Annotated in this window: 22 protein-coding genes and 2 tRNA genes; 20 read left to right on the forward strand and 4 right to left on the reverse strand. The window is 63.8% G+C overall.

The window, feature by feature from the left end; genetic code table 11:
* Nucleotides 1-74: 74 nt before the first annotated feature.
* A tRNA-Lys gene (locus KTJ77_RS04710) sits at nucleotides 75-147 on the forward strand.
* A gap of 183 nt (nucleotides 148-330) precedes the next feature.
* Nucleotides 331-406 (forward strand) — tRNA-Lys (locus KTJ77_RS04715).
* 118 nt (nucleotides 407-524) lie between these two features.
* Here KTJ77_RS04715 and KTJ77_RS04720 read toward each other — a convergent pair.
* Both KTJ77_RS04720 and KTJ77_RS04725 read right to left on the reverse strand, forming a co-directional pair.
* Nucleotides 525-1,952 carry a hypothetical protein gene (locus KTJ77_RS04720; protein ID WP_217337322.1) on the reverse strand — a complete coding sequence of 476 codons (1,428 nt, stop codon included), beginning with the start codon at nucleotides 1,950-1,952 and terminating at the stop codon, nucleotides 525-527.
* Nucleotides 1,931-2,551, reverse strand: a complete 621-nt coding sequence (locus KTJ77_RS04725; protein WP_367948833.1) for an ATP-binding cassette domain-containing protein — start codon at nucleotides 2,549-2,551, stop codon at nucleotides 1,931-1,933. The genes KTJ77_RS04720 and KTJ77_RS04725 overlap by 22 nt, the downstream gene beginning before the upstream one ends.
* Nucleotides 2,552-2,710: 159 nt before the next feature.
* On the opposite strand from KTJ77_RS04725, the gene KTJ77_RS04730 reads away from it, so the two are divergent.
* From KTJ77_RS04730 to KTJ77_RS04790, 13 genes are all read left to right on the forward strand, one after another.
* Nucleotides 2,711-3,985, forward strand: a complete 1,275-nt coding sequence (locus KTJ77_RS04730) for an alanine racemase (RefSeq protein WP_217337323.1) — start codon at nucleotides 2,711-2,713, stop codon at nucleotides 3,983-3,985.
* The gene (locus KTJ77_RS04735) at nucleotides 3,985-5,553 is read left to right on the forward strand and encodes an amidohydrolase family protein (protein ID WP_217337324.1); all 1,569 of its coding nucleotides are present in this window, start codon (nucleotides 3,985-3,987) and stop codon (nucleotides 5,551-5,553) included. The genes KTJ77_RS04730 and KTJ77_RS04735 overlap by 1 nt, the downstream gene beginning before the upstream one ends.
* A 57-nt stretch (nucleotides 5,554-5,610) precedes the next feature.
* Complete coding sequence (locus KTJ77_RS04740; protein ID WP_217337325.1) at nucleotides 5,611-5,991, forward strand: RidA family protein; 381 nt, start codon at nucleotides 5,611-5,613, stop codon at nucleotides 5,989-5,991.
* 192 nt (nucleotides 5,992-6,183) lie between these two features.
* A complete protein-coding gene (locus tag KTJ77_RS04745) occupies nucleotides 6,184-7,407 on the forward strand; it encodes a substrate-binding domain-containing protein (RefSeq protein ID WP_217337326.1) in 1,224 nt (407 codons plus the stop codon).
* 4 nt (nucleotides 7,408-7,411) lie between these two features.
* Nucleotides 7,412-8,176, forward strand: coding sequence for an ABC transporter ATP-binding protein (locus KTJ77_RS04750; RefSeq protein WP_217337327.1), 765 nt, complete (start codon nucleotides 7,412-7,414; stop codon nucleotides 8,174-8,176).
* Nucleotides 8,173-8,895, forward strand: coding sequence for an ABC transporter ATP-binding protein (locus tag KTJ77_RS04755; RefSeq protein WP_217337328.1), 723 nt, complete (start codon nucleotides 8,173-8,175; stop codon nucleotides 8,893-8,895). Before KTJ77_RS04750 ends, KTJ77_RS04755 begins: the two co-directional genes overlap by 4 nt.
* Entirely contained in the window at nucleotides 8,892-9,770 is an 879-nt protein-coding gene (locus KTJ77_RS04760; protein ID WP_217337329.1) for a branched-chain amino acid ABC transporter permease, read from the forward strand. The genes KTJ77_RS04755 and KTJ77_RS04760 overlap by 4 nt, the downstream gene beginning before the upstream one ends.
* Nucleotides 9,770-10,882 (forward strand): branched-chain amino acid ABC transporter permease, encoded by a 1,113-nt coding sequence (locus KTJ77_RS04765; protein WP_217337330.1) that lies wholly within the window; start codon nucleotides 9,770-9,772, stop codon nucleotides 10,880-10,882. The genes KTJ77_RS04760 and KTJ77_RS04765 overlap by 1 nt, the downstream gene beginning before the upstream one ends.
* Nucleotides 10,882-12,390, forward strand: a complete 1,509-nt coding sequence (locus KTJ77_RS04770) for a class I adenylate-forming enzyme family protein (RefSeq protein ID WP_217337331.1) — start codon at nucleotides 10,882-10,884, stop codon at nucleotides 12,388-12,390. The genes KTJ77_RS04765 and KTJ77_RS04770 overlap by 1 nt, the downstream gene beginning before the upstream one ends.
* 77 nt (nucleotides 12,391-12,467) lie before the next feature.
* The gene (locus KTJ77_RS04775) at nucleotides 12,468-13,058 is read left to right on the forward strand and encodes a TetR/AcrR family transcriptional regulator (RefSeq protein WP_217338339.1); all 591 of its coding nucleotides are present in this window, start codon (nucleotides 12,468-12,470) and stop codon (nucleotides 13,056-13,058) included.
* Nucleotides 13,051-13,803 carry a 3-hydroxybutyrate dehydrogenase gene (locus KTJ77_RS04780; RefSeq protein ID WP_217337332.1) on the forward strand — a complete coding sequence of 251 codons (753 nt, stop codon included), beginning with the start codon at nucleotides 13,051-13,053 and terminating at the stop codon, nucleotides 13,801-13,803. The genes KTJ77_RS04775 and KTJ77_RS04780 overlap by 8 nt, the downstream gene beginning before the upstream one ends.
* A complete protein-coding gene (locus KTJ77_RS04785) occupies nucleotides 13,800-14,705 on the forward strand; it encodes an alpha/beta hydrolase (RefSeq protein WP_254367365.1) in 906 nt (301 codons plus the stop codon). Before KTJ77_RS04780 ends, KTJ77_RS04785 begins: the two co-directional genes overlap by 4 nt.
* 368 nt (nucleotides 14,706-15,073) lie before the next feature.
* Nucleotides 15,074-15,547: an SRPBCC domain-containing protein gene (locus KTJ77_RS04790; RefSeq protein ID WP_217337334.1), complete on the forward strand. Its 474-nt coding sequence runs from the start codon at nucleotides 15,074-15,076 to the stop codon at nucleotides 15,545-15,547.
* Here the strand turns inward: KTJ77_RS04790 and KTJ77_RS04795 are convergent.
* Nucleotides 15,544-16,323: an IclR family transcriptional regulator gene (locus tag KTJ77_RS04795; protein WP_217337335.1), complete on the reverse strand. Its 780-nt coding sequence runs from the start codon at nucleotides 16,321-16,323 to the stop codon at nucleotides 15,544-15,546. The genes KTJ77_RS04790 and KTJ77_RS04795 overlap by 4 nt on opposite strands.
* Nucleotides 16,324-16,454: 131 nt before the next feature.
* On the opposite strand from KTJ77_RS04795, the gene KTJ77_RS04800 reads away from it, so the two are divergent.
* From KTJ77_RS04800 to KTJ77_RS04810, 3 genes are read left to right on the forward strand one after another with little or no spacing between them, the layout of a single operon-like run.
* Entirely contained in the window at nucleotides 16,455-17,225 is a 771-nt protein-coding gene (locus KTJ77_RS04800) for a CoA transferase subunit A (RefSeq protein ID WP_217337336.1), read from the forward strand.
* Between the two features lie 3 nt (nucleotides 17,226-17,228).
* Nucleotides 17,229-17,882, forward strand: coding sequence for a CoA transferase subunit B (locus KTJ77_RS04805; RefSeq protein ID WP_217337337.1), 654 nt, complete (start codon nucleotides 17,229-17,231; stop codon nucleotides 17,880-17,882).
* Entirely contained in the window at nucleotides 17,879-19,063 is a 1,185-nt protein-coding gene (locus KTJ77_RS04810) for an acetyl-CoA C-acetyltransferase (RefSeq protein ID WP_217337338.1), read from the forward strand. Before KTJ77_RS04805 ends, KTJ77_RS04810 begins: the two co-directional genes overlap by 4 nt.
* A 57-nt stretch (nucleotides 19,064-19,120) precedes the next feature.
* Here KTJ77_RS04810 and KTJ77_RS04815 read toward each other — a convergent pair whose 3' ends face one another.
* A complete protein-coding gene (locus tag KTJ77_RS04815; protein ID WP_217337339.1) occupies nucleotides 19,121-19,363 on the reverse strand; it encodes a hypothetical protein in 243 nt (80 codons plus the stop codon).
* Between the two features lie 75 nt (nucleotides 19,364-19,438).
* Between KTJ77_RS04815 and KTJ77_RS04820 the strand changes: the two genes are divergently transcribed.
* Nucleotides 19,439-20,866: a trehalose-6-phosphate synthase gene (locus KTJ77_RS04820; RefSeq protein ID WP_367948834.1), complete on the forward strand. Its 1,428-nt coding sequence runs from the start codon at nucleotides 19,439-19,441 to the stop codon at nucleotides 20,864-20,866.
* A gap of 1 nt (nucleotide 20,867) precedes the next feature.
* A complete protein-coding gene (gene otsB, locus KTJ77_RS04825) occupies nucleotides 20,868-21,623 on the forward strand; it encodes a trehalose-phosphatase (RefSeq protein WP_254367366.1) in 756 nt (251 codons plus the stop codon).
* Nucleotides 21,624-21,717: the final 94 nt, after the last annotated feature.

Here is a 21,717-nt window from a genome sequence, read left to right on the forward strand (position 1 = left end):
CGCAACTGTCTCGATTCGCGCACACGCGTGAATCCTGGTAATGTCTTCTCTCGGCGCCGAAACGCGCATGCCACGCACCTCTAGCTCAATCGGCAGAGCAACTGACTCTTAATCAGTGGGTTCCGGGTTCGAGTCCCGGGGGGTGCACGGATTAGCTCTGAAGACTCTCGCCAGTATTCAGAGCTTTTTCATTTGTGCCAGCGGGTTTGACCGCCGCACGCATCGGCGCGCGACACGCGCGAATTGTGCGAATGAAGTCTGGCTTTACCAGCGTTTTTTTCGCACCACGTGTGCGCGCTGTTAGGCTCATCTGGTTGCAGAAATGCGCATGCACCTCTAGCTCAATCGGCAGAGCAACTGACTCTTAATCAGTGGGTTCCGGGTTCGAGTCCCGGGGGGTGCACCATCGTAAGGCCCTCGCGAAAGTGAGGGCCTTTCTGCGTTTTGCTTGGCGATCCGGGTGACGTGTGAATCACCCGGGAACAGCCTGAGCGTCTCCGTTTCGTCGCTTCTGGCCGGGTCGGCTACGCGCGGTTTCGCCAACGGACCACCAGGAGCGCAAGCGCGATGAGGGGCGCCCACACGAAACGCAATAGATCGGCCCCGAGCGCCGCCGGCACCAGGGCAAGGCTGAGGGCAACGGCAAAACCTGCGCCCTGGAGAGCCCAGCCCAGACGAACGAGCGCGGCGAGATCACCCACCGGGGTGGGAACCGGCATGATCAGAGCAATCGGGGCTGGGGGAGTGAGAGCCGCGAAGATGCGGGCGAGCAGGCTCGCCACGCCGACCACGAGTGCCACTGACCACCCGATGCCACCGCCAACCAAGCCCGCGGTGCTTGCCACGACAACGACAATGGTCGGGAAGATCGCGTGAAGCGCCACCAGTGTGACGTCGGAGATGCCGTAAACGGCGGTCGTGCGCACCGCGAGTGCCGCCTGGCGCACGCCGGTCATGCACGCGCCGAGTCCGGCGTAAGCCAGCACCGCGGCAGCGGTCACGCCCCACGCCGACGAGGCGACGCTTGCGAGCGCGAGTGCGGCGACGAGCAACGCGACACCACGAATGAGGCGCGCAGGTGTGCGCAGCGCGCCCACCATGGCCGCGACGGAATAGGTCATCCACGGTGCGATACGTGGCACCGCCACGAGCCGTCGTCCGCCCTGCGGGACTTCGTGCGCTGCATCGGCGACGGTTCCGGAATCCATCAGGACCACGCCAACCGCCGTGGCGTCACGACGCACAGACGCCGCAACGATGGCCTGCGGGTGCAGCCCATCAAGAAGCCGCGGCATAAGGCTCACCGCGAGCACGGCGAGCACGACAAGCGGGAGCGCGCCAACCGGCTCCGCAAAGACGAAAACCGGAGGCGACATGACGATGACGGCGACCGCCACCGCAACTAGCGCCCCGGACGACACGTTACTGACGAGTGCTGACCGTTGCGCCGCGACAGCGAGGGCAGTGGCGATCGTTGCGGTCGATGCCGCAGAAGCCACTGTCCACGCGAACGTCGCTCCGCTACTGATCCCGACGTTCCACAGCACGCCCTGGCACAGCGCCGCGACCGCGACGGCGGCAAGAACGGCGATGAGCCACCACCGCACGACCGGTCCGCGCAACGACACTGACAATGGTGCAACGCTTTCGCTCAAGACACGTGCGAGAAAAGCGGGTCGCACGGCGGGCGACGCCCACGGTGCGCAGGCCGCCGCCATCAGCGCGAGAGCGCCTGCCACGGACAACGGGCCAAAAGTGGGGGATGAGAGCGCGGCGATCATCGCGGGCTCGGAAAGGAGAAGCCACGCTGCGCGCATAATCGGAACCAACACGATGACGCTGACAAGCACGCTGGCGTACACGAGATAGGCGATGTCGCCCGTCGTGCGGCGAGCGCGGACACGCCACTGACGAAGTGTCGCACGTACCGCTAATCGGTCTGATCGAGCCATGTCACCATGTTCGCCGCGGCCGCGACATCGTCAGCATGCGTCGCCATCACAATCGTGGTTCCGAGCGCCTGGCGATCCCGCAACGCAGCCACCAGAAGCGCCCGCCGTGAGGCATCAAGACGCTGCTCCGGTTCATCGAGTAAGAGAATCGTGCTCGGCCGCACGAATCCGGTCGCCAGCGCAAACAGTTGCCGCTGGCCGCTCGAAAGTTCGTGCGGGAACCGCCGCGCGAGGCCGTCGATGCCCCACCGGTCAAGCTCGACGAGAGCGCGCTCATGTGGGGCAGGATCTCGCCATGAGGTCGCAATCAGTGTGAGGTGTTCGTGCAGCGTGAGATCGGGAGCGACAATCGGCGGGGCAAGAAGCGCGGCAACCTGTTGGCGGAACCATGATTGACGGCCGTCAGGTTGGCGGCCGTCGACCGTGACGGTTCCGCTTGTCGGGCGCTGAATGTCGGCGAGCAGGCTTAACAGGGTGCTCTTGCCCGCGCCATTCGCGCCGCGAATCGCGTGCCACGATCCGGCCTCGATCACCAGCGTCGTTGGCGGAAGTAGCGTCACCTCATCGAGTACCACGCTGGCTTGCTCAATGAGGATCACACGGTCACCCTGTCATGTGACGACATGAATTGCCAATGAGGGGCAAAAACCTGTGGCCAGTGTTCAGCGTGGGTGTGGCGCTCGGCTAGGGTAAAACGCGTGTGGATTCAACATTTCGTTGCTGTGCGCCAGTAGGCGTGCCCGAAAGGACCACCACCCATGACCGTTGCTGAACGTTCTGCAGCGCTTGTTCTTACGGCCGAAACCAAGGGCGTTCCTGTTCGCGCCCACGGACTCACGGTTGGCGATTTCTTGGCCACCGGGCCGCGTCTCAGCGAGTTTTGGACGCCGATTGTCGCGATCGACGGCGAGGCGCTCGCACACAACGCGACGACAATCTCGACGTGGTGCCGCCAGCAGGGGATCGCTCTCATGCCGCACGGCAAGACCACGATGGCACCACAGCTGTGGCAGCGGCAACTCGATGAGGGAGCGCTCGGCATCACGCTCGCCACGATGGGGCACGTGCGTACGGCACGCAATTGGGGTGTTGCGAACATCCTGCTGGCAAACTCGGCGATCGACGCTCGGTCGCTCGCATGGCTTGCCGGTGAACTTGCCGACCCAGACTTTCGCTTCACGTGCTGGGCAGATTCGCTCGCAACGATTGACGCAATGGAACGTGCGCTGCACGGCGTGACGCTTCCGCGTACCATCGATGTGTGTGTTGAACTCGGCGGCGCGCATGGTCGTACAGGGGCCCGCTCGTTTGACGATGCCGTTGCGATCGCGCAGCGCGTTGCCGAATCGTCTGTGCTGCGTCTGGCAGGCGTCGCGGGATACGAGGGTGCGCTTGGTCATGACCGCGCCGATGCCACGATTGCCACAATCTCGAGCTGGCTTGAGCAGCTGCTCGCGCTACACGATGCGTTGCGCGAGCTTTACACGCCGGGCCCCGTCATGGTCAGTGCCGGCGGCAGTGCCTATCCCGACCTTGTCGCCGACGTCTTCGCGCCCCGTACGGCCGCCGAGCCCGACGTGGACTGGGTCATTCGTTCTGGCGCGTCGCTCACCCACGATGACGGTTTCTACCGCGGAATTTCGCCGTTCGACGAGTCCGCCAGTGCCGGTGCACCACGCCTACGATCAGCATTGCTGGGCTTCGCACGCGTCGTTTCACACCCAGAACCCGAACTCGCCCTGCTCGATGGCGGCAAGCGGGACTTCCCCTTCGATGAGGGGCTCCCGATTCCGCGCGGGGTACGGAGTGATCTCAGTTCGCCTGAGCGGGCATCGGGCGATCTGGCGATTACCGCGCTCAACGACCAGCACGCGTTTGCGCGGGGCGCAGGCGCGACCGCGCTCGCGATCGGAGACGTTGTGCGGCTGGGCCTTTCGCACCCGTGCACGGCGTTCGACAAGTGGCGGTTCATTCCAGTTGTGGAATCCGCTGAGTCCGATCTCGTTGTCGACCTGATCGCGACGCTGTTCTGATGGTCGCGCACACGCTGCTTTCGGGCGGCTCCGTTGTTACTCGCGACGGTATTTCTGTTGCCGACGTGCTGATCGATGGTTCCGTCATTGCCGCGATCGGCGCTCCAGGAACGCTCGTCGCAGACACGGTGCTCGACTGCACGGGCCGGTTCATCCTGCCCGGCCTCATCGACGCGCACTCGCACGCTGAGGCGGTCGTTTTCGATGCCGCGGTGCAAGACGCCCTCCTCGCGCAGGGCATCACGACCGTCATCGGCGGGCAGGATGGGGTGTCGTTTGCGCCCGGTGATGGCGTGTACGCGACCGAGTATTTCGCCGCAATCAATGGCACCCACCCGACGTTTACCGGTGGTTCCGTCGCCGACCTGCTGGCGACCTACGACGGCACCACGCCGCTGAACGTGGCGTACGCGGTGCCTGCCGGAACCATTCGCGCCGCGGTATGCGGACGAACGACGGAACCAGCGACTGCTGAGCAACGCGCGGCCATGGTCGAGATGGTGGCGCAAGGCATGGCACACGGGGCCGTTGGGCTTTCGACCGGGCTGGACTACGTTCCGGGAATCTTCCAAGCGGCAGACGAAATTGCATCGCTCGTGGCGCCGGTCGCTGCGGCAGGCGGCGTCTACATCAGCCACATGCGGGGCGGCTATGAGGCTAATTCCGCCGCGGGAATTCACGAAATTCGTGACATCGCGCTCGCCAGCGGCGCGGCCGTGCACGTGTCACACTTCCACGCTGATCCGCCGCTCGTGACGGCACTGATGGATGAGCTCACCGACGCCGGTGTGCGCGCGAGCTTTGACCTGTACCCGTATTCGCGCGGGTGCACGCTGCTCGGCATGCCGCTGTTGCCGCCGGAACTGTCAAACGAGCCGGTTGAGCGGGTCATGGCTGTGCTGTCTGATGCCGATGAACGCGCGCGACTGCGTGCGGACTGGTTTCCCGAGGTTGACCGCAAACCGAGTCTCGGCCCCGAGTGGCCGCACATGGTGACCCTCGCCCACCTGGACAGCCCCGATTACGCGTGGGCGCACGGTCTCACGATCGCGGCAGCGGCCGAGCGTGCCAGTGTTGACGCGATCGAGTTCACCCTGGATGCACTGCTCGCTACGCGCCTCCGCGCGAACGCCGTGATGGCAGTGCAGTCGCCTCGACCCGACGACGAACTCGCCGAGATCTTCGCCGACCCGCGCCACCAGGGCGGATCCGACGGCATCTTCATCGGCACCCACCCGCACCCGCGGACCCGTGGTTCCTTCGCCCGCTACCTTGGCACTTTCGTGCGCGAGCTGCAGAGCTGGACATGGCCGGAAGCAGCGGAACGTCTCGCCGCGGCTCCGGCAGAAACCTTTGGGCTCGGCAAGCGCGGACGCATCGCAGAAGGCTGGATCGCCGACCTCATCATCGTTGACCCCGACCGCGTCGCAGCGGGCGCAACCTACGACGACCCCAACCAGCTCGCGCGCGGCATCGACGACGTCTTCGTCGCCGGTGTGGCCGTGCGCCGCGCGGGAGAGGTGACCGGCGCGACGCCCGGTCGCGGTCTCCGCCACGCGCGCGACTGACACTCCTCCCACCCCGATCGTGCGCTTCGCGCGAGCCCACCATCCGAAAGGAATCCCATGCCCAAGCAGGCCATCAAGACTCAGAACGCCCCGCAACCGGTCGGCCCGTACAGCCAGGCCGTTGAAGCCAACGGCTTCGTCTACACTGCGGGTTTCGGCCCGCAGGATCCCGCCACCGGCGCGGTCGCCGACAACGTTGGTGAGCAGACCCGCCAGGTTCTCCGCAACATCCAGGCGGTGCTCGCCGAGCGCGGTCTCACGCTGAACGACGCCGTCAAGTCGACCGTGCACCTCGCGACGCTCGCTGACTTCGCTGAGTTCAACGAGGCCTACCAGGAGTTCTTCTCTGAGCCCTACCCGGCACGCACCACGGTCGGTTCGGAACTCGCAAACATCCTCGTCGAGATCGACCTCGTCGTCGCCGTCCCGCAGGCGTAAACGCACGCATTCTCGGGCCCGGTCGTCATGACCGGGCCCCTTTTTCGTGTTCGCCCCACCGGGCGATCAACGACCGGCATGTGCCGGGAAATCTTGTCGCAACTCTTGACGATGTCCGCAAAGTTTCCTATCGTTACTAAAACCTGAATCAGCTTTCAGGTTTACTTCCTTCCAATGGCGAAAGGCAATCACATGCGCAAGTCCAAGAAGTTGATCTTTGGGACGCTGCTGGCGACAGCAGCCGTCCTGCTGGCGGCGTGTGCGCCCCAGCCCGGCACCCCGGCACCGGGTGGCAGTGGCGACGCTGGCACGGGTGAGCCGAGCGGCCCGGCAGAGGTCTCGGTTGGTATTGTTACGAGCGAGACGGGCCCACTCGCGGGCTACGGCAAGCAGTACCTCGACGGCTTCAAGGCGGGTCTTGACTACGCCACCGACGGCACCGGCGAGATCGACGGAACCAAGATCGTCGTCACATACAAAGACGATGCCGGCGACCCCGACAAGGCTGTCACCGCTGTCAAGGAACTGATTGGTTCCGGAACCAACATCATCGCCGGCTCCGCATCCAGTGGTGTCGCCGTGGCCGTTGCTGAGCAGGCAGCGCAGAACAAGGTGCTGTTCATCTCGGGCCCGGCCGCTGCTGACGCACTGACCGGCATCAACGACTACACGTTCCGCTCTGGCCGTCAGTCGGCGCAGGACGTCGCCACCTCGGGCGCCTTCCTCGACGATATTTCTGGCAAGAAGATCACCGTTTTCGCACAGAACAACGCATTCGGCCAGGGCAACGTTGCAGCCGTCACCGCGATCCTCGGTGCCAAGGGCGCAACGGTCGACTCGGTTCTCGTTGCAGAAGACGTCACCGAGTTCACGCCGTTCGCCCAGCAGGTGTTGCAGGGCAACCCTGACCTCGTCTTCGTGGCATGGGCAGGCGCAACGTCGGGCGCAATGTGGCAGGCGATGAGCCAGCAGGGTGTTCTCGAGACGATCCCGGTCGCTACCGGTCTCGGCGACGCGGCAACGTTTGGCGCGTACGGCGAGGCAACCGAGAAGATCAGCTTCCTGAACCACTACTTTGCGGGCGCAAACGACCACAAGGTCAACAAGGAAATGATCACGCGCGTTGAGGCTACCGGCGGCACCCCCGACCTGTTCACCCCGGACGGCTTCAACGCCGCCCTCATGATCGTCGAAGCTATCAAGACCGGCAAGGGCGACGTTGACGCGATGGTTGCCGCTCTCGAAGGCCTCACCTTCGAAGGTCCGAAGGGCACCACCACGGTTCGCGCTGGCGACCACGCACTGATCCAGGAGATGTACCAGGTCAAGCTCGTCGCGAAGGACGGCTCGTTTGTTCCTGAGCTCATCGACACCGCCGATGCCGACGCCGTAGCTCCGGCAGAAGTGAAGAAGTAACAGCATGACCGCTCCAGTCCCTCCCGCACTCGACGTTCAGGGCGTGGGCCTGCAAATCGGTGGTGCGACGATCCTCAAAGACGTCAACCTCACCGTGGCACCAGGCTCCCTGGTCGGCGTCATTGGCCCCAATGGCGCAGGCAAAACAACGTTATTCAACGCGATTTCCGGTGTGATCCGCCCCACGGCTGGTCGCATCCTGAAAGACGGAATCGACATCACCTCGATGTCTGTCCCGCAGCGCGCGCGGGCGGGACTGGGGCGCACCTTCCAAACCTCGAGCCTCTTTCCGGCGCTCACGGTTCTGGAAAATGTGCGCATGGCGGCACAGGTGAGCCTCGGCGGCAACTACTCGCTGCTGCGCTTCCCCCGTGCCAACGATGAAGCCACGATTCGGGCAAAAGAAACGCTCGAACTCGTCGGCCTCGCGCACAAGGCCAAGCACCGTGCCGGCGACATCTCTCACGGTGATAAGCGCAAGCTCGAAATTGCCGTGTTGCTCGTCACCGACTCCTCGCTCGTGCTGCTTGACGAGCCGATGGCAGGCGTGGGCTCGGGCGATGTGCCCGGCCTCGTTGACAACATCCGCACGATGCACGCCGAAAAGGGCTGCACTGTGCTCATGGTCGAACACCACATTGACGTCTTGATGGATCTCGTTGATCTCGTCGCCGTCATGTACTTCGGTTCGATCATCGCGGTGGACACTCCCGCCGCGATCATGGACAACCCGCTCGTACAGAGCGCTTACCTCGGAACGGCCGCATGAGCGACTCGATTCTCACTGTCTCCCACCTTCGCTGTTCCATCAACGGCCAGCAGGTCGTCGAAGACGTCTCCTTCACCGTTCCCGCCACCGGCATCACGGCTGTTCTCGGTCGCAACGGCGTCGGTAAGACCAGCTCGTTACGCGGCATTCTCGGACTCATTCAGCGCAGGGGCGAAGTCACCCTTGCGGGGGAGCGCATCGATCATCTCCCCACGCACAAGATCGTGCAGCGCGGCGTCGGCTACGTTCCCGAAGACCGCGAGGTGTTTGCGGCGTTGACCGTCGCCGAGAACCTCGCCCTCGCCGAGCGCCAGAAGAGCCCGCGGCACGAGCTGGTCGCTGAACTCTTTCCCGACCTTGTGCAGCGGCGCGGCCAGCAGGCAGGCACACTCTCGGGCGGCCAGCAGCAAATGGTTTCTGTCGCTCGCGCACTGCTCAACGACAACCAGATTCTCCTCGTTGACGAGCCCACCAAGGGTCTCGCGCCCAAAATCGTCACCGAAGTCACCGAGGCCCTGCGCATTGCCGCAGCCACGGTTCCGATTCTCCTCGTCGAGCAGAATCTCGACGTGGTGCGCGCACTTGCCGACGACGCCATCGTGATCGACAGCGGACGCGTCGTTTACACCGGCAAGGCCACAGACATTTTGAACGACGAAGACCTGACGAAGCGCCTGCTCGGCGTGCACGCAGGCGGCCACGGGGAGGGCATCGCATGAGCATTCTCGTCCTGACCCTCATCACAGGTATCGGCCTCGGCGCCCTGTACTTCCTGGTTGCCAGCGGCCTCAGCCTCATCTACGGCCTGATGCACGTGCTGAACTTCGCGCACGGCGCCTTCCTCACGCTCTCTGCCTTCGTCGGCTGGGAAGTCGCGCGCCGCATGAACACCGAATCGTGGGGCGGCTTCATCACCTCGATTCTGGTGGGCGCTCTCGTCGGTGCTCTGTTTGCCACCATCACCGAGTTCGCGCTCATCCGTCCGCTCTACGAACGCCACATCGAACAGGTGCTCGTGACTGTCGGCCTCAGCTTCGCCGCGATCGCGCTGTTCGAAGGCATTTGGGGCACGGACCCGATCTACATTGCGGGCCCCAGCTGGTTGAAGCAAACCACCGAAGTGCTCGGCGCAAAGATTCCGAACACCTACTGGATTCTGATGATTGCCGCAGCTCTCGTGCTGATCGCGCTCGTGCTGTTCCTGCGCAAGACGCGCTACGGAACCATCATTCGCGCTGGTGTAGAAAACCGTGCGATGGTGACGGCGCTGGGTATTGACGTGCGTAAGTCGTTCACGATTGTCTTCGCAATCGGTGGTGCCGCTGCCGGTATCGGTGGCGTGCTCGCCGCGCACTACTCCGGCTATGTTTCCGCACACCTCGGCCAAACCCTGCTGATCTTCGCCTTCATCGTCACCGTGATTGGTGGCCTGGGTTCACTCGCAGGCGCCGCCATCGCTTCGGTGATCGTCGCCGTGCTGCAGCAGGTCGCCAACACCTACCTCAACGGCACGGGCGACTTCATCGTCGCAATCCTGCTCGCCGTGGTGCTGCTCGTTCGCCCGCGGGGCCTGATGGGAAAGAAGGCTGTCTGATGACTACGCAGACTGAAACTCCGCGCGCGGCCGCACCGTCGACGCGATCACTGCGCACGTTCCTTCCCGTCGCTATCGGCGTCGTGGTGGTTGTGTTCGCGGCACTGTTGCCGCTGCTGAACCTGCAGATCCCCGGCATCCTCCCGGACGCCACCTACATGCCAGGATCGCTTGCGCTCCTCAGCCTCTGCATGGTGTTCGCGGCCCTCGCGCTGTCGTACAACATGCTGCTCGGTACCGCAGGCATGCTGTCTTTCGGTCACGCCCTGTACTTCGGTGCTGGCGCGTATGGCCTCGGCATCATCCTGGAAAACCTGGGGATCCCGTTGTTCCCCGGCGTCTTCCTCGCGCTCGTCGGTGGTCTCGTGATCGCCTTCGTGACCGGTGCGATTGCGATGCGGGTCTCCGGCATCCCGTTTGCCATGGTGACCCTCGCGTTCGCGCAGGCTGGTTCCGTGTGGGTGCGCCGCAACCAGGAGATCACCGGTGGTGAAGAGGGACTGCAACTGCCAACCGAACACGTTCCTGACGCTCTCGTCGGCGTGATCAACACCCGCAACCTGTACTGGGTGATCCTCGCGATTCTCGTGATCGTGTACCTCGTGTCGCTCTGGGTGGACAGCTCACGCCTGGGAGCTGTCGCACGAGCGACGCGTGAAAACGAACTGCGCGTGCGTGTTCTCGGACTCAGCCCGTACTGGGCCAAGCTCGGCCTGTTCTTGATCGCCGCAGCGTGCGCATCGCTCGCCGGCGTCGGCTACATGCTGCTCCAGTCCGGAACCCAGCCGCGCGCGATCTCCGCAGACCTTACGATTACCGTGCTTGTCATGGTGGTGCTCGGCGGAGTTGGCTTCCGCTGGGGCGCGATTGTTGGCGGCGTGATCTACACGCTGCTAGACCAGCGACTCACCGTTCTTGCTGGTTCCGAAGCCGTGCAGTCACTGCCAGACATCTTGCGCATCCCGCTGTCTGAACCGTTGTTCATCCTTGGCGTACTGTTCATCCTTGTGGTGATGTTCTTGCCTGGCGGTATCGCTGGCACCGTTGACAAACTGACGCGTCGTCGCGATCAGCATCGTGACGTTGCGCTTGAGTCGGTGACGGCTGACTAATGTTTGCTCACACTCTGGGGCGCTGGATCGCCGATCGGGCGGCCACGCAGCCCGACGCGATCGCGGTGATCGATGGCGGTGTCACGGTGACGTACCGCGACCTGTTAGCGCGCATCGATGCCCTGGCCGCACGCCTCTCGGCTGGCGGATACGGTGTGGGCGATCGCATCGCGACGATTGCAGGCAACTCGACCGATCAGATCGTGTTGTTCTTCGCCTGTGCGCGCACCGGCATGGTTTATGTGCCGTTGTCATGGCGGCTGACCGTCGCGGAGCTCGCTGATCTGCTGCACCGTGCACAGCCGGTCTTGGTGGTCATTGACGACGAGCATGCCACCGTAGCGACCGAAGCGCTCCGCGCCCGTGGTTCCGTCACCCCGATGGTGGGCCTCGGAACCGCGGGGATTGAAACGCATGTTCCGCGCCGGTTCGCTGGCACTGTAGAGCAGCGCGACGTGCGTGATGACGATGCGTTGCTGGTGATCTTCACGTCGGGGAGCGAGTCTGCCCCCAAGGGCGTCGTCCTGACACACGCGAACTGTTTCTGGACGAACCTTGCGCTCGCGAGCGCCGTGCAGATCACGAGCGACGACGTGGTACTGACGATCTTGCCGCAGTTCCACGTCGCTGCGTGGAACTGCCAGCCGTTGCTTGCGCTCTGGCGTGGGGCAACCCTCGTGCTTGAGCGCTCGTTCCAGCCGGGGCGCGCGCTGCACCTCATTGCCGAGCACCGGGTGACGACGATGATGGGTGTTCCGACGCACTACCGACTGCTTTCTCAAGACCGTGGTTTCGCGAGCGCTGATCTCACTTCGGTGCGGGTGGCGCTCGTGGGCGGCGCGACGATGCCCGACGATCTCGCGGTGGCATGGCGCGAGCGTGGGCTGGCGCTGGTGCAGGGGTACGGGCTGACCGAAGCCGGGCCGAACGTCGCGTGCGCTCGCGCTGGCGATGTCGGCCTGATCGGACGACCCTACGCGCACGTCGATGTGATGCTGGCGGATCCGCTGACCGGCGGGGAGTTGGCAGGGCCAGCAACGGGGGAGTTATGGGTACGCGGGCCGAGTGTGTCGCCTGGATACCTGAACGATGCGGAAGCGACAGCGCGCACGATGAGCGGCGACTGGCTGCGCACTGGCGATGTGGCTGAGCGTCTGCCTGACGGGCAGCTGCGCATCATCGACCGCGTGAAAGACATCTTTATTTCGGGTGGCGAGAACGTATCGTCGGCCGAGGTTGAGCGAGCGTTGGAGAAGCATCCGCAGATCGAGCGCGCCGGTGTCGTCGGTATTCCCGATGAGGTGTGGGGCGAGCGAGGCCTGGCGTTTATCGTTGCCAGCGCGCCGATCAGCGCCGATGAGGTTCTTGCACATGCACGAACCCTGCTGGCTGGTTTCAAGGTTCCGGTGCGGGTGGAGTTCGTCGCTGAACTTCCCACGCTTTCTATTGAAAAGCTCGCGCGTACACAGTTGCGTGACCGAGCCCGAGCGATTGTGGGGATGCTGTGATCGCTGACCTGGAAGAAGGCGCGACAGTCTCAAACGCGACCGGAAAGCCGCTGACCAAGCGTGGCGAGGCCACCCGAATGCGGCTGCTGGAAGCGGCGGAACACGTGTTCGCCGAGCAGGGATACCACGAAGCCTCGATCGTAAAAATAACGGAGCGCGCAGGCATCGGCCTTGGCACGTTCTACCTGTACTTCGACAGTAAGCAGACGATTTTTGAGGCGCTCGTGATCGACCTCAACCGACGCGTCCGTCACTCGATGGCGGAGGCGATGGCCGGGGCTCCCGACCGCATTGCGGCTGAGCGCGCCGGGTTTGCAGGCTTTTTCCGCTTCACGGCCGAGCACCCCGCTCTGTACCGCGTGGTGCGCGAGGCCGAGTTTGTTTCACCCGAAGTTCTGCGCCTGCACTACACCCGCATTGTTGAAGGCTACGAAGCGGGCCTTGCTGCGGCGAAAGAAGCCGGCGATATTGACCGGCGGCTCGACCCGGAAGTGACCGCATGGGCACTCATGGGCATGGGCGAATTGATCGGCATGCGCTTCCTGCTCTGGGAGCGGGACGAAAACGGCCAGCCGCCTGCACAACTGGACGATCGCGTCTTTGCCGCGATGACACTAATGATTGATAACGCGCTCGCACCGCGTCGAGAGGGGAACGATGATGACTGAACAAGATCTGGCCGGAAAACGAGCTGTGGTCACCGGAGGCGCAAGCGGCATTGGGCTCGCGTGTGCCGAAGAGTTCGCACGCCGCGGCGCCCACGTTGTCATCGCCGACTTCAATGCGGAAGCAGCGAACCAGGCGGCAGACGCGCTCGGCGGTGAAGCGTGGGTCGTTGATCTCAGCGACACGAAGGCGCTCGACAACCTCTCACTGCAGGCGGACATTCTCGTCAACAACGCAGGAATTCAGCGCGTCGCACCCATTCACGAGTACGACCCTGACACGTTCCGCCTGATCCAGTCGTTGATGGTGACGGCTCCCTTCCTCCTGATCCGCGCTGTGCTGCCAGGCATGTACGAACGTGGCTGGGGACGCATCATCAATATTTCTTCGGTGCATGGCATTCGCGCGAGCGCGTTTAAGTCGGCGTATGTTGCCGCCAAGCACGGTCTCGAAGGACTCTCCAAAGTGGCGGCGCTGGAGGGCGGCCCCCACGGCGTCACCAGCAACTGCATCAACCCGGCCTATGTGCGCACCCCGCTCGTGGAGAAGCAGATCGCCGACCAGGCGAAGGTGCACGGCATCACGGAGGCCGAAGTCGTCGAAAAGATCATGCTGACCGAGCCGGCCATCAAGCGCATGATCGAGCCCGCCGAAGTTGGCTCGCTTGCCGGCTGGCTCGCGAGCGACAATGCCGGCATGGTCACCGGATCGTCGTACGTCATGGATGGTGGATGGAGCGCACGATGAGTCTGCAACACACGTACTCAGCCGTCGCGGTTCCGGTTTCTGGCGGCGACCTCGCCGTGGGAATCTGGGAACCCGTCGGCGAAATCACTGACACGATCGTGGCGATTCATGGCGTGACGGCCTCGCACCTCGCCTGGCTCGATGTGGTTCCCACTCTTCCAGGCGTCCGCATTGTGGCACCAGACCTGCGTGGTCGTGGGCGAAGCAATGGCATTGAGGGGCCTGCCGGAATGGCAGCACACGCCGCTGACATCATCGCGATGATGGATGCGCTTGGGCTGGAAAAGACCATGTTGGTCGGCCACTCGATGGGCGCTTTCGTCTCCGTTGTGACCGCGTATGTGCACCCCGAGCGTATTTCGCGCATCGTGCTCGTTGACGGCGGATTGCCGTTGGAAGTGCCCGTTGGCCTTAACGCTGAAGCGCTGGTCAAGCACATCCTCGGCCCGACGGCTGCGCGACTCGAGATGCGCTTCGCGTCGGTCGATGAGTACCTCAAACTGTGGCGCGCGCACCCGGCCTTTGCGGATGCGTGGACGCCCGAGCTGGAACGCTACCTCGCCTATGACCTGGTGCCTGATGGTTCCGGCGCCCTTCGCCCCGCCACCAGTTTTGCCGTCACCGTGGATGACACGGTCGATCTGAACACCGGATCGCTACCGCGTGAAGCAATCGCGGGAATCTCGGTTCCCGCCGTGTTTGTGTGGGTGCCGCGGGGGCTGCAGAACGAGACGCCCGGCCTGTACTCGCCCGAGCAGATCGCTCGACTCGAGGAGTCGTTGCCGACGGTGCGGTTCCGCTTCGTTGAGGACCTCAACCACTACACCGTGGTGATGTCAGAGCGGGGCGCATCAGCCATCGCCCCGATCATCGCGGCCGAACTCGCGGAGCTGCACCTCTAACCTGGCGTCCCGCCTGAGCCTTGTCTCGCGTCGGAGATGCTGGGGCCAGAGTGACACTTTCGCGGCGTGTCTGGTGTCACACGGCGACATCTCCGACGCGGGACAAACGCTCGCGCGGGTTCCCGGCGCTGCAAGCGCGGGCTTCCGGCGCTGGTGGCGCGGGTTTTCGGCGCCGGTGGCTTGGGTACCAGGTGCGGGCAAGTGCGGGTGTATCGTTGCGCGGCGTCGGAAGTGTTGTCGGACGTCGGAAGACACGCCGCCGAATCGCCACATGCGTCACATGGCTTCCGACGTGGGGTGACGGTTCGGCGGGACAGCGGAACCGGCAGGGCTTACGCAGGACCGGCTGCACCGCGTACTTTTGCCGCATGACAAGCACACAACTGACCGAACTTTCCTTTTCCGTCTCGGGGCGTGTGGCACGACCCGTCGCCGTGGTATACGAAGCCGTGGCCGATCCCGATCAGCTGTCGAGCTATTTCGCGACCGGTGGCGCGCAGGGACGATTGGAACCAGGATCTGACGTCACGTGGGACTTCGCCGATTTTCCCGGTCGCTTTCCGGTCGCAGTCGTCGAGGCCGAGAAGCCGCGGCGCATCACGATTGAACGGGAAGCCCAGCACGCCACCGGCGGTGCCGGAACCACGCGCGCAACGTTCGAGTTTGCATCACTCGACAATGACACCCGCACGCTCGTGACGATTACCGAGGCTTCGTGGCTCGCAACGCCAGACGGCGCGAAGTCAGCCTTCGGCAATTGCGAAGGCTGGACAGGCATGCTCATTGCCATGAAGGCGTGGGTTGAGCATGGCATCAACCTCCGCGCCGGCTTCTACCGCTAGCGCCCGCTCGCGGCGAGGGCGGCGGTGAGTTGATGGGCGTGTGACAGCAGGTCGCGGCCGAGGCGGGGGAGTCGGTCAGGGCCAAAGCGGAACCCGACGCCGGTGATGCTGAGCGCCCACTCCGGGCGGCCCTGCGCGTTGAAGACCGCGGCGCCGAGGCCATAACTTCCGTTCACGATCAGCCCCGGGTTGACCGCGTAGCCACGGTCACGCGTCTCCTGAATTCGCTTGCGGATGGAGGTAGCGGAATGCGGGCGCCCAAAGTGCTCGCTGAGCTTGGTCTGGCGCTCCAGATAGGTGTCAATTTCGTCATCCGGCAGAAACGACAGAATCACCAAGCCGGCCGAGGCGACGCCGAGCGGAAATCGCACCCCCTCGCTCAGCACGAACGAACGGATCGGAAAGCTTCCGTCTTCCCGCAGTAGACACACGGTCTCATCACCGCGCTGTACAGACAAAAACGCGCTCTCTTCAGTGCGAGTCGCGAGTGACTTCACAATGTTGTGAGCGAGCGCAGGCACGTCATATCGCGACGCCGCGACCGTCCCCATGAGGTAGAGCTCGGGCCCGGGCAACCACAGCCCGGTCGCATCCTCACGGTCAACGAGCCCCTCAGCCTGCAGCGCCGTCAACAGGCGGTGCGCGGTGGGGCGCGTCAATTCCGTGTGCTGCGCAATGTCTTGGGTCGTGACACCCGTGGTTCCGGCCGCCGTCACTCGGCGCAACACCGCCGCCGCGCGGGCGATCGCCTGGGCTCCGGGAACTGTCGCTGCCATGCCTCCATGCTACGCCTCGTGTCCACATGGTGGACAAAACTGACCATATTGTCCACATCGCGACCGCCCGATTGAACCGTACGCGCGCGAAGCGCAGGGTGGAAGTAACACCGTTCGACAAGGGAGTGAACATGATCAATAAAGAGGTGTCAAGCGCGGCTGAAGCCGTCGCAGACATTTCAGACGGCGCCAGCATCGCTGTCGGTGGTTTCGGTCTCTCGGGCAATCCGATCGCCCTGATTGAAGCTCTTCTCGCACAGGGCACGACCGATCTCAGTATCGTGTCCAACAACTGTGGCGTTGACGACTGGGGCCTGGGCGTTCTGCTCGGTGCCAAGCGCATTCGCAAGATGACGTCCTCCTATGTCGGTGAAAACAAAGAGTTTGAACGCCAGTTCCTCTCCGGTGAGCTCGAGCTTGAGCTCACCCCGCAGGGCACGCTCGCCGAAAAGCTTCGTGCTGGTGGTTCCGGTGTTGCAGCCTTCTTCACCCAGACGGGTGTCGGCACGCAGGTCGCTGAGGGTGGTCTTCCGCGTAAGTATGCGGCTGACGGAACCATTGCTGTTGCGTCGCCGAAGAAGGAAGTGCGCACGTTTGAGGTCGGCGGCAAGAGCGGCGAGTACGTTCTTGAAGACTCGATCACCACGGACTTCGCTCTCGTACACGCCGCCGTCGGCGACCGCCACGGAAACCTGGTCTTCAACAAGGCCGCGCGCAACTTCAACCCGCTTGCCGCTATGGCTGGCCGCATCTGCATCGCGCAGGTCGAGCGCCTCGTCGAGCCCGGCGAGCTCGACCCCGATTCAATCCACCTCCCGGGTGTCTTCGTACACCGCGTCGTTGAGGTCGGTACCGACATTGACAAGCGGATTGAGCGCCGCACCGTTTCGGAAGGGGCATAAATCATGGCTTTGACGCGTAACGAAATGGCTGCTCGCGCAGCACAGGAACTCTCAGACGGCTCGTACGTCAACCTGGGTATCGGTCTGCCGACCCTGGTTCCGAACTACGTGCCCGCAGACGTCACCGTCGTTTTGCAGTCGGAAAACGGCATCCTCGGAGTGGGCCCGTACCCAACCGAAGCGAACGTTGACCCCGACCTCATCAACGCTGGCAAAGAGACCGTCACGACCCTTCCGGGATCGGCGTTCTTCGACTCCGCGCTGAGCTTCGGCATGATCCGTGCCGGAAAGATCGATGCCGCCATCCTCGGTGCCATGCAGGTTTCGGCTCACGGTGACCTCGCCAACTGGATGATCCCCGGCAAGATGGTCAAGGGTCCAGGCGGCGCGATGGACCTCGTGCACGGCGCAGGCATCGTGATCGTCTTGATGGAGCACGTCGCCAAGGACGGATCTGCCAAGATCGTTAATGAGTGCTCGTTGCCCCTCACCGGCAAGCGCGTCGTCAACCGCATCATCACGGATCTTGCCGTGATCGATGTCACTGACGAAGGACTTGTGCTGGTGGAGGTTGCTCCCGGTGTCACGGTCGATGAGGTCATCGCCGCGACGGAGCCGACGCTCATCATTGCACCCGAACTCAAGGAATCAGCATGAACGCCACCGATGTCGTGATCGTTGCAGCGGCCCGCACCCCGCAGGGCCGCCTCAAGGGGCAGCTTGCCTCGTTTACCGCTCCCCAGCTCGGATCCCTCGCGATCCGTGGCGCGCTCGAACAGGGCGGCATTGACCCGAAGGCCGTCGACGCCGTGCTCGTCGGTCAGGTTCTCGCCGCTGGCGCTGGCCAGAACCCTGCTCGCCAGGCTGCCATTGGTGCTGGCCTCGGATGGGATGTTCCCGCCGGAAGCGTCAACAAGGTCTGCCTGTCTGGTCTCACCACGATCATCGACGCCGCGCGCACGATTACGCTCGGCGACGCTGAGGTGATGGTCGCGGCGGGTATGGAGTCGATGACCCGCGCACCTCACTTGCTGATGGGATCTCGCGACGGCTACGCCTATGGTTCCATCGAGGTCCTCGACCACATGGCCTACGACGGACTCACCGACGCGCACGACCGCGAATCGATGGGCACCTCCACTGAGCGCCTGAACCCGAAGTACAACATCACGCGTGAAGAGCAGGACGCCGTTGCGGCGCGCTCGCACCAGCGGGCCGCGGCAGCCGCCGAGGCTGGCGTTTTCGACGCCGAACTCGTGCGCGTCGAGGTTCCGCAGCGCAAGGGCGACCCGATCGTGCTGACGCGCGATGAGGGCGTTCGTCCGGAGACCACGACGGAGACCCTCGCTGGCCTTCGCGCGGCTTTCGCAAAGGACGGAACCATCACCGCGGGGAACTCGTCACAGATTTCTGATGGCGCATCCGCCGTTGTGCTGACGACCCGTGCGCGCGCCGAAAAGGAAAGCTGGAACATTCTGGCCACCGTCGGTGCAAGCGGTCAGACGGCCGGCCCCGACAACTCCCTGCACGAGCAGCCCGCCGACTCGATCGCGGTGGCCTTGGAGAAGCAGGGCATCACCGCGGCCGACCTCGACTTCGTGGAAATCAACGAAGCGTTCGGCGCGGTCGTCGTGGCATCCCAGCGTGCGCTCGGCCTGTCCGACGACGTCGTGAACATTCACGGTGGCGGCATAGCCCTCGGTCACCCGATCGGCGCCAGCGGCAACCGCCTCGTCGTACACGCAGTGCACGAGCTTGCGCGCCGTGGGTCCGGAACCGCGGTCGTCGCGCTGTGCGGCGGTGGCGGCCAGGGCGATGCCCTGGTGCTGACGCGCTAAGAAGCCAAAACAATGCCCGCCCAGGTTTTAACCGGGCGGGCATTGTCGTGTATGGAATTAGCGGTAACGCTTCAGGAGCTTGCGCTCTTCTTTCGACTGTTCGGGGTGCGCCACAACGACGCCGTGAGCGGCGCGACGGTTTTCGCTAAATATGCCGATGGACATCGCAAGTGTGAGAGCCCACGACAGCCAGGCGATCGCGGTGCGCCACGTGAAGGTCTGGCCGCGCATGCCCTTCAAGAGCGCGATCGCGCTCAACACCACGGACAGGACGCCGGTGCCGGAGAAGTACTTTCGCATGCGACTACGCTACCGCCAGCTGGGACGGTTAGGGTGTAATCAACCCGCGAGACCGACCCCGAAGGCAGGAGCAGCGTGCCGAAATCTTCCCTTTCCGAGCTTGTGATTGTTGCGAATCGACTTCCCGTAGACCGGGTTGTCGACGCCGACGGTGAAGTGCATTGGCACACGTCGCCCGGTGGGCTCGTGACAGCACTGGAACCAGTGATCCGGGCCGCCAAGGGGGCATGGGTTGGGTGGCCAGGTGCAGCAGATATCGAGCTCGAACAGTTTGAAGTCGACGGCATGACGCTCATCCCCATGACACTCAGCGCAAGCGACGTGGCGCTCTATTACGAGGGATTCAGCAACGACACGATTTGGCCGCTCTACCACGACGTCATTGCGCCGCCGCGCTATCGCCGTGTGTGGTGGGAAGCGTACGAGCGCGTTAATCGTCGCTTTGCCGAGGCCGCAGCGGCGGCTACGGCACCCGGCGGAACCATCTGGGTGCACGACTATCAGTTGCAGCTGGTTCCGCGGATGGTCCGTAATCTCCGCCCCGACGTCACGATCGGCTACTTCCACCACATTCCATTCCCGGCATACGGGCTGTACTCGCAACTCCCGTGGCGCAGACAGGTTCTTGATGGCTTGCTTGGCGCCGATGTCATCGGCTTCCAACGCGTCGCAGACGCCGGCAACTTCTTGCAGGCCGTGCGGCGGCAGCTGCCGTACCCCACACACAAGTCGCGTGTCACGGTAACCGATACGAACGGCATTGACCGCTCCGTCACCGTCAAACCTTTCCCCATCTCGATTGACGTCGCCGAATACCAGGCCATCGCGAAGCGTCCAGACGTCATGGCGCGTGCGGCAGAGATTCGTGAAGAACTCGGCCATCCGCGAGCGATCCTTCTCGGCGTGGACCGACTCGATTACACCAAGGGCATCCGTCACCGGCTGAAGGCTTTTGGCGAACTCCTGGAAGACGAAGATCTGTCGGTCACCGACGCGACTCTCGTGCAGGTAGCCAGCCCCAGCCGTGAGCGTGTCGCCGCATACATGCAGTTGCGCGACGAAATCGAGCTGACCGTTGGTCGCATCAACGGTATTTTCGACACGACAGGCCACACCGCGATCCGATACCTGCACCATTCGTACCCTCGCGACGAAATGGTGGCGATGTATCTTGCCGCCGACGTGATGCTCGTCACGGCCCTCCGCGACGGCATGAATCTTGTCGCGAAGGAATATGTGGCTGCGCGCGGAAGCAACGGGGGAGTGCTCGTGCTGAGCGAGTTTGCGGGTGCCGCCGATCAACTGCAGGGCGCGCTGTTGATTAACCCACACGACATCGACGGCATGAAGGAAGCGATTATGGCCGCGATCGATATGCCGCACGCGGAACAGACTCGACGAATGCGCGCGATGCAGCGACGCCTAAAGCGCGACGATGTCGCTGCTTGGGCCGAGGCTTTCCTGCACGAGTTACACAGTCACGTGCGAGAGCACAATGAGTGATATGCAGAGCCTCGCCAGGACGCCCGTGCTCCTGGTCGCGTTGGACTTTGACGGAACCTTAGCTCCACTGGTTGACGTACCATCCGAAGCCCGGATGGGTGGGCGAGCGCGCGCCGCGATCGATCAACTCGCCGCCCTGCCCGATACGCACGTCGCGCTCGTATCGGGGCGGATGTTGGCCGATCTCCGGCTCGTGAGTGAGACCCCACCCGACTCACGCATCCTGCTTGCCGGATCCCACGGTGCGCAACTGCACGTGCCGGCCGGCCACGAGGTTGCACACGATGCTCCGCCCAGCGCAGATATTGCCACGTTGAGTGCCGACCTCGCTGACCAGCTGAGCATCCTCGAGAACGTATGGGTGGAACGCAAGCCGTACGGATTCGTCGTGCACACCCGGCTTGCTGATGAACGCGGCGCGACCCGTGCGCACGCGATTGTCGACGGGTTCGCCCGTGAGCGGCTCCAGGGCTGGCGGCGCCGTGGCGGCCACGATGTGGTGGAATACTCCGAACGGCCGGAGGGGAAAGACGGTGCTATCCGCGCGCTTCGTGACGCGGTGGGGGCCACCGCCGTGCTGTTTGCCGGTGACGATGAGACAGACGAGGACGCGCTGCGGGCACTGCAGCCAGGTGATCTCGGCGTTCGCGTCGGTTCCGGAGTGACGGCAGCGACCATGCGGGTCGAGAACGCGACCGAAATGGCCGAACTGCTTTCCCGGCTCGCCGAGCTGCGCACGCGCAATCTGTCGTCATGATTGAGCGGTCGCATTCGCTGACAGTTTTGATCGATTAATACGAACGGAATCGCACACTCCGCTCGGTCCTTCCGGTGTCGATGCACATAAATGC

The sequence above is a fragment of the Microbacterium sp. NC79 genome (genome assembly GCF_019061125.1).
Taxonomy (GTDB): Bacteria; Actinomycetota; Actinomycetes; order Actinomycetales; family Microbacteriaceae; genus Microbacterium.